This window comes from Clostridium sp. JS66 (genome assembly GCF_033561535.1).
GTDB lineage: Bacteria > Bacillota > Clostridia > Clostridiales > Clostridiaceae > Clostridium_AM > Clostridium_AM carboxidivorans.
Genome location: NZ_CP131467.1, coordinates 187,753 through 202,011 on the forward strand (window position 1 = coordinate 187,753; position 14,259 = coordinate 202,011).

A 14,259-nucleotide genomic window follows, 5' to 3' on the forward strand; every position below is an offset into this window, starting at 1 on the left:
AAGAGAAAACTAGAAATATTATAAAACATAGGGGGTGAAGACTGCTTTTTTAAGCAGGAAGTTTTATGAGTACAAAATATGTGTTTGTAACTGGAGGAGTAGTATCCTCATTAGGAAAAGGAATAACAGCAGCTTCGTTAGGAAGACTTTTAAAGAATAGAGGATTTAAAGTTTCAATTCAAAAGTTTGATCCATATATAAATATAGACCCAGGAACAATGAGTCCATATCAACACGGTGAAGTTTTTGTAACGGATGATGGTGCAGAAACGGATTTGGATTTAGGCCATTATGAAAGATTCATTGATGAAAGTTTAAGTAAGAATAGTAATGTTACTACAGGAAAGATTTATTGGTCTGTAATTTCAAAAGAAAGAAAAGGAGATTACTTAGGTGGTACTGTTCAAGTAATTCCCCATATAACTAATGAAATAAAATCAAGAGTGTATAGAGTTGGAAAAGAAAGAGATGTAGATGTAGTTATAACTGAAATTGGTGGAACTATAGGAGATATAGAGTCATTACCGTTTTTAGAAGCTATAAGACAGATAAAATATGATGTAGGAAGAGAAAATGTTTGCTTTATACATGTTACTCTTATACCATATCTTCGAAAATCAGGTGAGCTTAAAACAAAGCCTACTCAACATTCAGTAAAAGAATTAAGAAGTATAGGAATACAGCCAGATATAATAGTTTGTCGTTCAGAAAAACCTCTTTCTGATGATTTGAAAGAAAAGATAGGTTTATTCTGTAATGTAGATAGAGATGCTGTAATTCAAAATTTAGATGCAGAAAATTTATATGAAGTTCCTTTGATGCTTAATAAAGAAGGATTAGATAATTTAGTTTGTCGTAAGCTAAATTTGCAGAGTAAACCAATAGACAATACTGAATGGATTAGTATGGTAGATAGAATTAAAAACCTTTCAAAAAATGTTACAATAGGTTTAGTTGGAAAGTATGTTGAATTACATGATGCATATATATCAGTAGTTGAAGCCTTAAGTCATGGTGGATATGCTAATAATGCTAATGTAAATATAAGATGGATAAATGCAGTAGATGTTACTTCTGAAAATGTATCAGAGTATCTAAAAGATGTGGATGGAATTTTAGTTCCTGGTGGATTTGGAGATAGAGGAGTAGAAGGAAAAATAGAAACAGTAAGATGGGCTAGACAAAATAATGTACCTTTCCTTGGAATATGTCTTGGAATGCAATGTGCTGTAATAGAATTTGCTAGAAATGTAGTAGGATATAAACAAGCTCATAGCTCAGAGTTTAATGAAGATACAAATTATCCTGTAATTGATTTAATGCCAGATCAAAAGGATATAGACGAAAAAGGCGGCACTATGAGGCTTGGAGTTTATCCATGCAAGCTTTCAAAAAGTACTAATTCCTTTGAGGCTTATGGCGAAGAAGTTATATATGAAAGACATAGACATAGATATGAATTCAATAATGAATACAGAAAGGCGTTAACAGATGCGGGCCTTATTTTATCAGGAACAAGCCCAGATTCTAGACTTGTTGAAATTGTTGAAATAAAGGATCATCCTTGGTTTGTAGCAGTTCAATTTCACCCTGAATTAAAATCAAGACCTAATAGACCACATCCTTTATTTAGAGAATTTATAAAGGCGTCTTTAGATAATACTGATGTTGAACTTTAGTTAAAAGTATTGTACTGTTTTTTTAATTGTATATAGTTACGTTAATATAAAACCTGTTTGGTTAAAATTTATTATTACTATTTGCACAAATATAAGTGTAATATATAGTAATGCTAAAATAAGTTTTGACTAAATAGGTTTTTTATTTACCTTATTCAATTTTAAGAAATATTTTTATTAGGCTATTTTTTTATTTCTTTAAGAAAAATGTTGCATGAAAATAATAATTGTAGAATTTTCATGAAGGATTTTAATGATATGTATAGAAATAATATATATAAAACTTTGTGAAAAGGGAAGGGGTGACTTTTATGTTATTAGATATGGATATAAGTATTGCATTGAAAAATTTTAGTGGGTCTTATGACGTTAAAAATTTTTCTCTATTTGAAGCAAGCAAAATTAGTGAAAGATTCCCTTCTTTAAAATTAAAAACTGTTAATAAAGGAATCAGTATTGAAATAAAGTGTCCTGTCTGTGAAAGCTTTCATTATTATAGATATAGTTTTAACGAGCTTATAAAAAGGGAATTGATAGTTGGAGGATGTGAAGTGTTAGGCATTCCTCTGTTTTATATAGGAAATTACGATGAAGTGAAACAAAGAGTAGATAGATGTAATAATGTTAATAGAAGTTTATATGCTATGATGTAGACTGTATAAATGCGCTTAAATTAAAAATTTACTTGGATATAATATTTAATGTGAAAAATGTGGATTAAAATAAAAAAAAGGGGTATAATGTATTGTACGGTATATTCTTTTAAATTGGAATTCTCTTAAACGTTTCCCTAAGATTATAATAAATTGTGAAAACTTAATATTGTGAGGTGTTATTTTTTGGTGACTAAGGATATAGAGGGCATGACTGTTGCTGAGTTGAAATTATTGGCAAAAAGTCTTGGAATTAAGAATATATCTAAGTATAAAAAATCTGAATTGATAGAAGAAATTAAAAAAGTTTCTCCTGCATCCATTGAAAAAGATGGAAAAATACTTAGAGAAAAAATAAGCCCTAAAAGTGAATCAATAGTTAATGACAATGAAATTCAGTCAGAAAAAGAAACAAAAAATCAGGAAACAAAAGTATTAACTGATAAAAAAACATTAACTGACAAAGTTGAAGAACATAAAAATAATGAAGAAGAAAAAAGAGAAAAACTCAAAGAGATGATAAACGAATCTGATACAGCAAGAGGAGTACTAGAAATAATAGAAAATAATAATTACGGATTCTTAAGGGGTAGAAATTATTTAACAGGACCAGATGATATATATGTATCCCCATCTCAAATAAGAAGATTTAATTTAAAAACTGGTGATGAAGTTCAAGGAAAAGTTAGAATTCCTAAAGAAGGAGAAAAGTTTAAGGCGCTGCTCTATGTAGAAAAAGTAAATGGTGAAAATCCAGAAAGAGCAGTTGGAAGAAAACCATTTGAAACTCTTATTCCTATCTATCCAAATCAAAGATTGAATCTAGAGACTAATCGGGAAAATTTATCAACAAGACTTATGGATATAATATCTCCTATAGGTAAAGGACAAAGGGGAATTATAGTTGCTCCACCTAAAGCAGGTAAAACCACTCTTCTAAAAAGGATAGCTCAAAGTATATCTGCAAATCATCCATTAGTTAAACTCATTGTTGTTTTAATAGATGAAAGACCTGAAGAAGTTACAGACATGCAAAGGAATATTAAAGGTGAAGTTATTTATTCAACATTTGATGAAGAACCTGAACACCATACAAAAGTTGCATACATGGTGCTTGAAAGAGCAAAAAGAATGGTAGAACAGGGGCAAGATGTAGTAATTTTATTAGATAGTATAACAAGACTTTCTAGAGCCTATAATTTAACTATAACTCCTACAGGCAGGACTCTTTCAGGTGGATTAGATCCAGGAGCATTAATAATGCCTAAAAAGTTTTTTGGTGCAGCAAGAAATATAGAAGAAGGCGGCAGTCTTACTATACTTGCTACAGCACTTGTAGAAACAGGAAGCAGAATGGATGATATGATATTTGAAGAATTTAAGGGTACAGGAAATATGGAAGTACATCTTAATAGAAGACTTCAAGAGAGAAGAATATTCCCTGCTATAGATGTATATAAATCAGGAACAAGAAGAGACGATTTATTATTTGAAAATCAAGCAGAGAAAGATGCTGCATTTAATATAAGAAAAGTTTTATATGATGAAAACAATACTCAAAATGTTACAGAGCAGTTGATAAATCTTCTATCAAAGACAAGAAATAATGAAGAGTTTATAAATTTGGCCAGCAAAATGGATATGACTAAGAACGTAGATAAATAATAAAACCTGTCCTTTAGATGTAAAGGACAGGTTTTTCAATAAGTTTTAAGAAAATTAAATTACTTATTATCTTCCATAGTTAAGTTAAATTTCTTCATAAACTTATCAACTCTTCCACCAACGTCAACTAACTTCTGTTTACCAGTGAAGAATGGATGGCATTTAGAGCATATTTCAACTTTTAGTTCTTTTTGAGTTGAACCAGTTGTAAAAGAGTTTCCACATGCACACTTAACTACCGCATCATGATGGTATTCTGGATGTATGCCGTTTTTCATATTTTTCACCTCTCTCAGTTTGAGGATATACCTCTATTTTAACTATTGTATTATAACACAAGGGTTAAGATTAAGTCAATGAATAAATTGTTTAAAACAACTCTTTAATATATATATTGGGTCTGTTAAAATATATTTGTTTAATAAAACAGTTTAAAAAAGTTAAAATGTAGAGGGGTTAATAGAATGAGCAAATTATATTTTAGATATGGAGCTATGAATTGTGGTAAATCTACTAATTTACTTCAAGTAGCTCATAATTATGAAGAAAGAGGAATGAAGGTTATAATTATAAAACCTTATACTGATACCAAAGGAGGAGATAAAGTTATTTCAAGGTTGGGAATAAACAGAAAGGTGGATATGTTACTTGATGAAAATGAAAATATTTATGAAAGAGTAGAAAAATATGTTGAGGAAAATGGAAAAATAGATTGCATTTTAGTGGATGAAGTACAATTTTTTAAAAAAGATCAGATAGATGAACTATTCAAAATAGCAGTAATTAAGGACATACCAACTATATGCTATGGACTTAGAACTGACTTTCAAATGAATGGTTTTGAAGGTAGTGAAAGATTACTTTTATTAGCACACAGCTTAGAAGAGTTAAAGACTATATGTAATTGTGGCAAAAAAGCACTTGTAAACGGAAGAAAAATAAATGGTGAATTTGTATTTGAAGGTAAACAAATAGCTATTGATAAAGAAGATAATGTTGAATATGAGCCGTTGTGTCCAAAATGCTATTTTGAATATAAAATGAAATGTAAAAATGGGGTGAAATAATGTCGGTTAAGACTTCGGTTGGAGGACAGGCTGTAATTGAAGGCGTAATGATGAGAGGAATGAAGGGTATAGCTACAGCTGTAAGAAAACCTAATGGAGAAATTGTTGTAGACAGGAAAGAATCTATACCTTATACAAAGAGAAACAAACTATTGGGCTTACCTATTTTAAGAGGATTTGTATCCTTAATAGAATCCTTAGTAATAGGTATAAATACATTAAATTATTCTGCATCATTTTTTGAAGAACCTGAAGAGGAGGAAAAGCCTAGTAAATTAGACAAATGGTTTGAAAGCGTATTTAAGGATAAAAGTGATGATGTGCTTATGGGAATAACATTAATTATATCCATAGGAATAGCCACAATATTATTTTTTATACTGCCTACCTTTGCAGCTAATATTTTTAAAAGGATAGGAATTTATAGTACCGTAGGTTTAAATATAATTGAGGGCATTATAAGGGTGCTAATCTTTTTAACATATATATACCTTATAGGTAAGATGGATGATATAAACAGGGTTTTTCAATATCATGGAGCAGAACACAAAACTATATTTTGTTATGAAAATGATATGGAACTTATACCTGAAAATGCTAAAAAATTTCAAAGATTTCATCCAAGATGCGGAACTAATTTTTTATTTTTGGTTATGATAGTAAGTATAATATTATTTTCGTTTACTGGGTGGAGTAGTTTGTGGCAAAGGATCCTATATAGAATTATACTTTTACCTGTAGTTTCAGGGATTACTTATGAAATTATTAAATGGATGGGAAAAAGTGATAGTATTTTATCAAAAATAACCTCTTATCCAGGACTTATGCTTCAAAAGCTTACCACAAGAGAGCCTGATTTGGAGCAGCTAGAAGTGGCTATAAAGGCTCTTAAGTGGGCAGAAGGTATAGAAACAGAAGAAAATGAAGAATTAAAAAATGAAAATTAGTATTGTTTACTAAGATTAAATAAAGTAATATAATGAGGAATGGAGAAAATATATGGAGAAGGAACAATTTAATATTGGAAAGCTCTTAAAATTTGGATATGAAGCACTAAGGTCAGTAGGAATAGATAGTTATCAAATAGATTGTGAACTTCTTCTTGGAAAAGTAATAAAAAAGGATAGACTTTTTATACTTTTAAATAGAGATTATAAAGTAACTGTTAATGAAGAACAAGAATATTGTAATTTTATTAACCTTAGAAAGCAGAAGATGCCTATAAAGTATATATTAGGTGAATGTGAATTTATGGGACTTGATTTCTATATAAAAGAAGGAGTACTAATTCCGAGACCTGATACAGAAGTTTTAGTAGAACTAGCTATAAAGTGTATAAAAGAACAAAAGTTAAAAAATGCATGTGATGTATGCTGCGGGAGCGGTGCAATAGGTATATCCATTGCAAAATTTGTAGAAGATATAAAAGTTAAGTGCAGTGATATTTCCAATGTTGCCTATGAAGTTACTTTAGAAAATATTAAAAGGTTTCAGCTTAAACATAAGGTGGAAGTTATAAAAAGTGATTTGTTAAATTATTTTATAGATAATAAAGAAAAGTTTGATATAATAGTTTCAAACCCACCATATATAAGAGAGGATGTTATTCCAACATTAATGGAGGATGTAAAGAACTATGAACCTTATGAGGCATTAAGCGGGGGACAAGACGGTTTGTATTTTTACAGAAAAATTACATCGCAAAGTTTAAAATTGTTGAATAACAATGGATTCTTATTATTTGAAATAGGATATGATCAAAAAGATTCTGTAAGCAGCATATTGGAACAGAACGGTTTTACTGATATAAGTTGCATAAAGGATTTAGCAGGTAAGGATAGAGTTATAAAAGGAAAAAGGGAAATCAGTTGATAGTTATAAAAGTATTGTGATATAATTATTAATTGTGAAAATATTTATACGGAGTGATAAAAAAGTATGTTAGAAAGACTTGAGTTTATAGAAAATAAATATGAGGAATTATCAGCAAAAATAAGTGATCCGTCAATTATGGCAGATCAAAAAGAATGGCAGAAATTATGTAAAGAACATGCAGAATTAGAAACGTTAGTAATGAAGTATAGACAATATAGAAAAGCTGAAGAAGAATTGGAAAGCAACAAAGAAATGCTAAAAGATGAAACAGATAAAGACATGAGGGATATGATCCAAGAGGACATAAAAGAACTTGAAGCTTCCATGGATGAGGCACGTCAAGAATTAAGAATACTGCTTTTACCTAAAGATCCTAATGATGATAAAAATGTATTTGTGGAAATAAGAGGTGGAGCAGGTGGAGAGGAAGCAGCATTGTTTGCTGCAAATCTTACAAGAATGTATACTAGATATGCTGAACGAAAAGGCTGGAAAGTTGAAACTATAAGTTTAAATGCTACAGATATAGGTGGATTTAAAGAAATTGTATTTATGATAAAGGGTGATGGAGCTTATAGTAGATTAAAGTATGAAAGTGGAGTTCACAGAGTTCAAAGGGTTCCAGATACAGAATCTAGTGGAAGGATACACACATCAACAGCAACAGTAGCAGTTTTGCCTGAAGTTGATGATGTGGACTTAGTTATAAATGCTAATGACATAAGAATAGATGTGTTTAGAGCATCAGGACATGGTGGACAGTGCGTTAATACTACTGATTCAGCAGTAAGAATTACTCACTTGCCAACAGGACTTGTAGTTTCTTGTCAAGATGAAAAGTCTCAACTTAAGAATAAAGAAAAAGCTATGAAGGTACTTAAATCCAGATTGTTTGAAAGAGCAGAGGCAGAAAGAAGTGCAGGTATAGCTGAGGATAGAAAGAGTCAAGTTGGTACTGGTGATAGAAGTGAAAGAATAAGAACTTATAACTACCCACAGGGAAGAGTTACTGATCACAGAATAGGACTTACTTTATATAAATTAGATTCCTACTTAGATGGAGATATAGATGAAGTTATAGATGCGCTTATAACTACAGATCAAGCAGAAAAAATGAAGGCTATGGGAAATAATGAATAATTAATTTTGTTTATTAATTTTATGAAAAGAGGGAAACTATGAATATAGATAAAGCCATTAGAAAGCGGAAAAAGTCTTACAAAAGATTCATGCTGTCTATGTGCTTTATTTTTTTTATGTTACCGGCAATACTTATTTTTTTGAAAAAATTTTATATATTCTATATAGTTTACTTGGTAGTTATAGAGTCACTTATACTACTGGCAATTTGTATAAAAATTAATAAAGAATCTCTTACATTTCAGTATGATGAATATAAGTTAAAAATAAGTTTGGGATTAGCCGGTAAAAAAATTAATATAGCTGGTGATAAGATTGTTCTAGTTCATGTGGAAAATGTTGTGTTAAAGGATACTAGGGAAAAAGATTTTAAAATTATATTGCTCTCTAAATCCAAGTTTAGGAGTGATAGAATGCTATCTGTTAGTATTAATTTTTTAAAAAATCATCCATATGTAGCTTGTGAATATAATAGAATTAAAATTATGCATCCAGAAAATGAATATTACTATACTATAATAAAAAGAGGAGGCATAAATAAATATCCTCTTTTAGATCTTATATATAAAAATTGTGTTTATGCTGAATTTACAGAAGAGGCGGTGGAAAAAATAAAGTTCTATCGTAAGAACTCTGAGAATTATAAAATTTAAATGTAGATAAAATTAATGGCATATATGATAGATAAGATAAATAAAATAGTTTATATAGTAATAAGTAAAAGAGTGATTTTTTGGGGGATAATATAATTTATATTGTAGTTGTGGGAAGTATTGTATCATTAATAGGAACTATGATAGGTGCTTCACTGGGGGTTATAGTAAAAAAACCATCTGATAAAATGCTAGGAGCAATGATAGGGTTCGCTGGAGGCCTTATGTTATCTGTAGTTGTATTTGATCTAATTCCAGAAGCTCTTACAAAGTGGAGTTTTGGGTGGACTTTGATATTTTGTATAGTTGGAATTATGGTTATAGCATTTATTGACACTAAAGTAAACATAGATAGTATAAACGGACATTTAAAAGTTGCATTTATGGCTGCATTAGGACTTATGATTCATAATTTTCCTGAAGGAATAATTATGGGGTGCGGATTTGCAGCAGGAACTACGCTTGGGATTAAGATGAGTTTAATAATTGCAGTTCATGATATACCAGAAGGTATTGCTGTTGCGGCTCCACTTATGGCATCTAGGGTAAAAGTACCAAAAATATTATTTTATGCTTTTATAACGGCTTTTCCTACAGCTATAGGTACTTGGGTAGGTGCGTACATAGCTAATATATCTGTAAATGTGTTAGCCGCTTGTTTATCCTTTGCCTCTGGTATAATGTTATATGTAGTTTGTGGAGAGATGATACCAGAGTCCTCTAAGTTATGGGAAGGATTAACCAGTACTATTGGAATATTAGCAGGATTAATAGTAGGATTTACAATGGTAAATATAATATAAATTGCTTATAGACTGTTGAAATTTAGAATTAAGTTTCCGGTCTTTTTTTTATTATAAAAAATAGTAAGCCAAGTTGTAAGAGGTTTGAAATTTAAGTATTATTAAGGTATAATTATCAATTAAGCCTGTGTTTGGAATTAGTATTTATATAAAAAACACATTTTAACTTTTGTTTACTGGTAAAATAACTTTATAAAAAAGGTGGTAAATATAGAGATGAATACGAAAATAAAAATGCTAGATGAAAAAAGTTTGGATAGAGATATTATAATAGAAGCAGCAAATGTTATAAAAGAAGGTGGGCTTGTAGCTTTTCCAACAGAAACTGTTTATGGGCTTGGAGGTAATGCGTTAAATCCTTCTGCTGTAAAAAAGATTTTTGAAGCTAAGGGAAGGCCTCAGGATAATCCTGTAATAGCGCATATAGCAGATTTTAAAGAAATAAATGCATTGGTAAAGGAAATACCGGAAGTGGCAAAAAAGCTTATGGAAAAGTTTTGGCCAGGTCCTATGACATTAATACTACAAAAGTCAGAAATTGTACCAGATGTGACAACTGCAGGACTAAAATGTGTTGGCATTAGAATGCCGTCAAACATTATAGCTAGGGAGTTTATAAGAGCTTGTGGCGTTCCTATAGCAGCTCCATCAGCTAATATTTCAGGAAGGCCAAGTCCTACAGATGTAGAGAGATGCATAGAGGATATGGATGGCAAAATTGACTATATTATTGGTGGAGAAATGTGTGATATTGGAGTGGAGTCAACAGTAATAGATTGTACTGTACAGCCAGTATGCATTTTAAGACCTGGCGGAATAACTCTTGAAATGTTAAAAGAGGTAGATAAGGATGCATATATAGATCCTGCTATAATGAAAAAACCTGATAAGGATTTTAAGCCTAAAGCACCTGGAATGAAGTACAAACATTATGCACCAAAAGCCCATGTAAAAATTGTTGCAGGAGATTTGCAAAAAACTATTGCAAAAATCAATGAAATAGTGCAAAATTATATAGGTGAAAATAAATCTGTGGGTATAATGGCTACGGATGAAACAAAAAAATACTACAAAAATGGAATGGTGGTATCATTGGGTAGTAGAGAAGATATGATAAGTATATCTAAAAATTTATTTGAAACACTTAGAAGTTTTGATGATAAGGGTGTAGACGTAATAGTGTCTGAAGCTTTTGAAGAAATTGGTGTTGGAGTAGCAATAATGAATAGGCTGCAAAAGTCTGCTGGATTTGATATTACTACAGTTTAAGTTTTATTTTTAGGAGGTTAAACATGAAAAACATACTATTTGTTTGTACGGGTAATACTTGTAGAAGTTGTATGGCAGAATCCATATTCAATTATTTATGTGATATTGAAGGTTTAAAAGCTATTTCTGCAGGAATATCTATAGTAAACAATAGTAAAACCTCTAAAAATTCTGCCGAAGTTGTTAAAGAGAATATAGGGATTGATATAAGTGATAGAAAGGCCGTTAAAATTACTTATGATATGATACAAAATTCTCAAATTATTTTAACTATGACTGAGAGTATTAGAAATGTTTTATATGAGGTTTTTCCTGAGTTTAAATATAAAATATTTACTTTAAATGAATATGTTTCAGTGAATAGTGATATACTTGACCCTTTTGGCAGTGATATACAAGTTTATAAAAAAACTTATACTCAATTAAGGAGTAGTATTATTTTACTATTGAGAAAATTAAAGGAAGATATAGGCATTAATTAAATGTTATTATCTTCTTTTTTTGCGGCTTGATGACAGTTAAATATTTAAATTATTTATATAAATTTAGTTGGAGGTATTTATATGAAAATTGCTTTAGGAAGTGATCATGCTGGATTGCCTTTAAAAAAGGAAATTATAACCCATTTAGAAGGTAAAGGTATTCAAATTGAAGATTTTGGTACTTATACAGAATCATCATGTGATTATCCTGAATTTGCACTAAAAGTTGCAGAAGAAGTGGCTGCTAAAAATTTTGATTTTGGCATATTGGTTTGTGGCACAGGTATAGGAATAAGTATAGCTGCTAATAAAGTGCATGGAATAAGAGCTGCAGTATGTGGTGATACATTTAGTGCTCATGCTTGCAGAGAACATAATGATGCCAATATATTAGCATTAGGTCAAAGAGTAGTTGGTTTAGGATTAGCATTAGATATAGTAGATATTTTCCTAGATACAAAATTTGAAGGTGGTAGACACCAGACAAGAATAGATAAAATTTCAGATATCGAAAAAAAGTATTCTAAATAATTAGGGGGAATAAAAATGAGTAAAGTAACACAAATAGCACATCCATTAATATTACACAAATTATCCTTTATAAGGGATAAAAATACAGGTTCTAAAGATTTTAGAGAATTAGTAGAAGAAGTAGCAATGCTTATGGCTTACGAAGTAACTCGTGATTTACAGTTAGAGGAAGTAGAAATAGAAACTCCTATATGTAAAACTAAATGTAAGATGCTTGCAGGTAAAAAAGTAGCTATAGTGCCTATATTAAGAGCAGGACTTGGAATGGTTGATGGTATGTTAAAACTTATACCAGCGGCAAAGGTAGGACATATAGGTCTTTATAGGGATGAAAAAACATTAAAACCAGTAGAATATTTTTGTAAACTTCCACAAGATATAGAAGATAGAGAAGTTATAGTTACTGACCCTATGCTTGCTACAGGTGGATCAGCTGTAGATGCTATAACTTTATTAAAGAAAAAGGGTGCTAAAAATATAAGATTAATGTGTCTTATAGCAGCACCAGAGGGTATAAAAGTAGTTATGAATGCACATCCAGATGTAGATATATATGTTGCATCAGTAGATGAAAAGTTAAACGAAAATGGTTATATAGTACCTGGACTTGGAGATGCAGGAGACAGATTATTTGGTACAAAATAAAATAACAAGCGGTGATATTTTCACTGCTTTTTATTTTTGGCATAAAATAAATTGAAATTATAATAGTTAATGAGACTTTTAATTACATCCTTTTTAGTATAAAATAAGAGGGGAGTCTATGTGCTTCATAAAATCACACTTTATTTGTAAAAGTTTGATATGAAAATTTATTAAAGTTATGGAGGACAACATGATAAGAATTGATAAAGACAATTATTACTTAGATATATGTGAGACTGTTTTGGAAAGAGGAACTTGTATAAGAAGAAACTTTGCAGCTATAATTGTTAAAAATGATGAAATAATAGCTACAGGGTATACGGGAACACCAAGAGGAAGGAAAAATTGCTGTGATTTAGGATATTGCAAAAGAGAACATTTAAATGTACCAAGAGGAACAAGATATGAGTTATGCAGATCGGTTCATGCTGAGCAAAATGCAATTATATCATCTAGACGACAAGATATGATAGGATCTACTATGTATTTGGTTGGTAAAGAACATAAAATAGGAGAATATGTGCATAACGCATCACCTTGTGCACTTTGCAAAAGGTTTATAATTAATTCAGGTATTGAAAAAGTTATTATACGAGATACTAAAACTCTCTATAGAGAGATAAATGTTACTGAATGGATTGAGAATGATGATTCCTTAGATGGAGAAGCTGCATATTGATAATTATATATATGTAAAGTAGGAACTTTCTAATACAAATGGTGAAGTTTCAATCAATAAAGGAAGGTTAACATATGAATAACTTATATATTTTGGCGATAATTTCAATAATAATTTCAGCAGCACTTACTCCATTAGTAAAGAGATTTGCTGTAAAAATAAAAGCTATAGATATTCCAAAAGATAATAGAAGGGTACATAAAAAGCCTATACCTCTTCTTGGAGGACTTGCTATATATTTTTCATTTGTTATTACAGTAATATTGAAAGCAGGAAGCCTAACTAGTCAGGAAAAAGGGATAATAGTAGGAGCAACAATAATAGTTATAGGTGGTTTTCTAGACGATAAATTTGATATAAAACCATGGCAGAAGTTATTGTTTCAAATAGCAGCAGCTTTATCTTTGATTATTTTTGGTGTAAGCATACAACGAATAACTAATCCTTTTGCAGCACCTGGAATAGATACATATGTAAGCATAGGCATGTTATATATACCTTTAACTATAATATGGGTAGTTGGTATTACTAATGCACTTAATTTAATAGATGGCTTAGATGGATTAGCAGCAGGTGTTGCATTTATATCTTCAGTAACTATTTTTATAATAGCTCTATTAAATTTAAATGAAAGAATGGATGCAGCAGTATTAACATGTATACTATCTGGTTCAATACTAGGCTTTTTACCTTACAATTTTAATCCAGCTTCTATATTTATGGGAGATACAGGTGCTCAACTTTTAGGTTTTTTACTTGCAGCTATATCCATAGAGGGAGCTATAAAGTCTGCAGCAGCCTTTGCAATAGCAGTACCTATATTAGCACTAGGAATACCAATATATGACATTCTTTTTGCGATGATTAGAAGAAAAATAAATGGTAAGCCGATTATGCAAGCAGATAAGGGGCATTTACATCATAGATTATTAGATATGGGACTTACTCAGAGGCAGGCAGTTATAATAATGTATTTGATAAGTGCAGTTCTTGGTAGCTTTGCAATAATTGCTATGCAAATAAGTACCCAAAAGTCATATTTCCTATTGGCTATGGTTATGATAGTCTTGGTAGTAATAGCGTGGAAATTTGGATTTTTTGAACATAGAGAATAAGAT

Annotated in this window: 16 protein-coding genes; 15 read left to right on the forward strand and 1 reads right to left on the reverse strand. The window is 30.4% G+C overall.

Annotation, left to right across the window (positions count from 1 at the left end):
* Positions 1-65: 65 nt before the first annotated feature.
* From Q6H37_RS00895 to rho, 3 genes are all read left to right on the forward strand, one after another.
* Entirely contained in the window at positions 66-1,679 is a 1,614-nt protein-coding gene (locus Q6H37_RS00895; protein WP_318738743.1) for a CTP synthase, read from the forward strand.
* A gap of 311 nt (positions 1,680-1,990) precedes the next feature.
* Positions 1,991-2,332, forward strand: coding sequence for a hypothetical protein (locus tag Q6H37_RS00900; RefSeq protein ID WP_318738744.1), 342 nt, complete (start codon positions 1,991-1,993; stop codon positions 2,330-2,332).
* 186 nt (positions 2,333-2,518) lie between these two features.
* Positions 2,519-3,997 (forward strand): transcription termination factor Rho, encoded by a 1,479-nt coding sequence (gene rho, locus Q6H37_RS00905; RefSeq protein ID WP_318738745.1) that lies wholly within the window; start codon positions 2,519-2,521, stop codon positions 3,995-3,997.
* A 59-nt stretch (positions 3,998-4,056) separates the two neighbouring features.
* Here rho and rpmE read toward each other — a convergent pair whose 3' ends face one another.
* Positions 4,057-4,275 carry a 50S ribosomal protein L31 gene (gene rpmE, locus Q6H37_RS00910; protein ID WP_007061651.1) on the reverse strand — a complete coding sequence of 73 codons (219 nt, stop codon included), beginning with the start codon at positions 4,273-4,275 and terminating at the stop codon, positions 4,057-4,059.
* 186 nt (positions 4,276-4,461) lie between these two features.
* Here rpmE and Q6H37_RS00915 point away from each other — a divergent pair, with 186 nt between their 5' ends.
* The 12 genes from Q6H37_RS00915 to Q6H37_RS00970 all read left to right on the forward strand — a co-directional run bounded on the left by Q6H37_RS00915 (position 4,462) and on the right by Q6H37_RS00970 (position 14,256).
* A complete protein-coding gene (locus Q6H37_RS00915) occupies positions 4,462-5,064 on the forward strand; it encodes a thymidine kinase (RefSeq protein WP_318738746.1) in 603 nt (200 codons plus the stop codon).
* On the forward strand, positions 5,064-6,011 hold the full coding sequence (locus Q6H37_RS00920) for a DUF1385 domain-containing protein (RefSeq protein WP_318738747.1): 948 nt from the start codon (positions 5,064-5,066) through the stop codon (positions 6,009-6,011). The genes Q6H37_RS00915 and Q6H37_RS00920 overlap by 1 nt, the downstream gene beginning before the upstream one ends.
* Before the next feature lie 52 nt (positions 6,012-6,063).
* Entirely contained in the window at positions 6,064-6,936 is an 873-nt protein-coding gene (prmC, locus tag Q6H37_RS00925) for a peptide chain release factor N(5)-glutamine methyltransferase (RefSeq protein WP_318738748.1), read from the forward strand.
* Between the two features lie 66 nt (positions 6,937-7,002).
* Positions 7,003-8,079, forward strand: a complete 1,077-nt coding sequence (gene prfA, locus Q6H37_RS00930; protein ID WP_318738749.1) for a peptide chain release factor 1 — start codon at positions 7,003-7,005, stop codon at positions 8,077-8,079.
* Between the two features lie 38 nt (positions 8,080-8,117).
* Complete coding sequence (locus Q6H37_RS00935) at positions 8,118-8,732, forward strand: hypothetical protein (protein WP_318738750.1); 615 nt, start codon at positions 8,118-8,120, stop codon at positions 8,730-8,732.
* Positions 8,733-8,812: 80 nt separating this feature from the next.
* On the forward strand, positions 8,813-9,535 hold the full coding sequence (locus Q6H37_RS00940) for a ZIP family metal transporter (protein ID WP_318738751.1): 723 nt from the start codon (positions 8,813-8,815) through the stop codon (positions 9,533-9,535).
* A gap of 216 nt (positions 9,536-9,751) precedes the next feature.
* The gene (locus Q6H37_RS00945) at positions 9,752-10,804 is read left to right on the forward strand and encodes an L-threonylcarbamoyladenylate synthase (protein ID WP_318738752.1); all 1,053 of its coding nucleotides are present in this window, start codon (positions 9,752-9,754) and stop codon (positions 10,802-10,804) included.
* A 23-nt stretch (positions 10,805-10,827) separates the two neighbouring features.
* Positions 10,828-11,286, forward strand: a complete 459-nt coding sequence (locus Q6H37_RS00950; RefSeq protein ID WP_318738753.1) for a low molecular weight protein arginine phosphatase — start codon at positions 10,828-10,830, stop codon at positions 11,284-11,286.
* A gap of 81 nt (positions 11,287-11,367) precedes the next feature.
* Entirely contained in the window at positions 11,368-11,817 is a 450-nt protein-coding gene (gene rpiB, locus Q6H37_RS00955) for a ribose 5-phosphate isomerase B (protein ID WP_318738754.1), read from the forward strand.
* A 15-nt stretch (positions 11,818-11,832) separates the two neighbouring features.
* Entirely contained in the window at positions 11,833-12,462 is a 630-nt protein-coding gene (gene upp / locus Q6H37_RS00960) for a uracil phosphoribosyltransferase (RefSeq protein WP_318738755.1), read from the forward strand.
* A 190-nt stretch (positions 12,463-12,652) separates the two neighbouring features.
* Entirely contained in the window at positions 12,653-13,141 is a 489-nt protein-coding gene (locus tag Q6H37_RS00965; RefSeq protein ID WP_318738756.1) for a deaminase, read from the forward strand.
* Positions 13,142-13,215: 74 nt separating this feature from the next.
* Positions 13,216-14,256 carry an MraY family glycosyltransferase gene (locus tag Q6H37_RS00970; protein WP_318738757.1) on the forward strand — a complete coding sequence of 347 codons (1,041 nt, stop codon included), beginning with the start codon at positions 13,216-13,218 and terminating at the stop codon, positions 14,254-14,256.
* Positions 14,257-14,259: the final 3 nt, after the last annotated feature.

Excerpts from the sequence above, each read along its gene's own strand:
- Q6H37_RS00970 (WP_318738757.1), top strand. The coding sequence starts at position 13,216 with ATGAATAACTTATATATTTTGGCGATAATTTCAATAATAATTTCAGCA.
- Q6H37_RS00945 (WP_318738752.1), top strand. The coding sequence starts at position 9,752 with ATGAATACGAAAATAAAAATGCTAGATGAAAAAAGTTTGGATAGAGAT.
- Q6H37_RS00950 (WP_318738753.1), top strand. The coding sequence starts at position 10,828 with ATGAAAAACATACTATTTGTTTGTACGGGTAATACTTGTAGAAGTTGT.
- Q6H37_RS00895 (WP_318738743.1), top strand. The coding sequence starts at position 66 with ATGAGTACAAAATATGTGTTTGTAACTGGAGGAGTAGTATCCTCATTA.
- rpmE (WP_007061651.1), bottom strand. The coding sequence starts at position 4,275 with ATGAAAAACGGCATACATCCAGAATACCATCATGATGCGGTAGTTAAG.
- Q6H37_RS00965 (WP_318738756.1), top strand. The coding sequence starts at position 12,653 with ATGATAAGAATTGATAAAGACAATTATTACTTAGATATATGTGAGACT.
- prfA (WP_318738749.1), top strand. The coding sequence starts at position 7,003 with ATGTTAGAAAGACTTGAGTTTATAGAAAATAAATATGAGGAATTATCA.
- prmC (WP_318738748.1), top strand. The coding sequence starts at position 6,064 with ATGGAGAAGGAACAATTTAATATTGGAAAGCTCTTAAAATTTGGATAT.
- Q6H37_RS00900 (WP_318738744.1), top strand. The coding sequence starts at position 1,991 with ATGTTATTAGATATGGATATAAGTATTGCATTGAAAAATTTTAGTGGG.
- rpiB (WP_318738754.1), top strand. The coding sequence starts at position 11,368 with ATGAAAATTGCTTTAGGAAGTGATCATGCTGGATTGCCTTTAAAAAAG.
- Q6H37_RS00935 (WP_318738750.1), top strand. The coding sequence starts at position 8,118 with ATGAATATAGATAAAGCCATTAGAAAGCGGAAAAAGTCTTACAAAAGA.
- upp (WP_318738755.1), top strand. The coding sequence starts at position 11,833 with ATGAGTAAAGTAACACAAATAGCACATCCATTAATATTACACAAATTA.
- Q6H37_RS00920 (WP_318738747.1), top strand. The coding sequence starts at position 5,064 with ATGTCGGTTAAGACTTCGGTTGGAGGACAGGCTGTAATTGAAGGCGTA.
- Q6H37_RS00915 (WP_318738746.1), top strand. The coding sequence starts at position 4,462 with ATGAGCAAATTATATTTTAGATATGGAGCTATGAATTGTGGTAAATCT.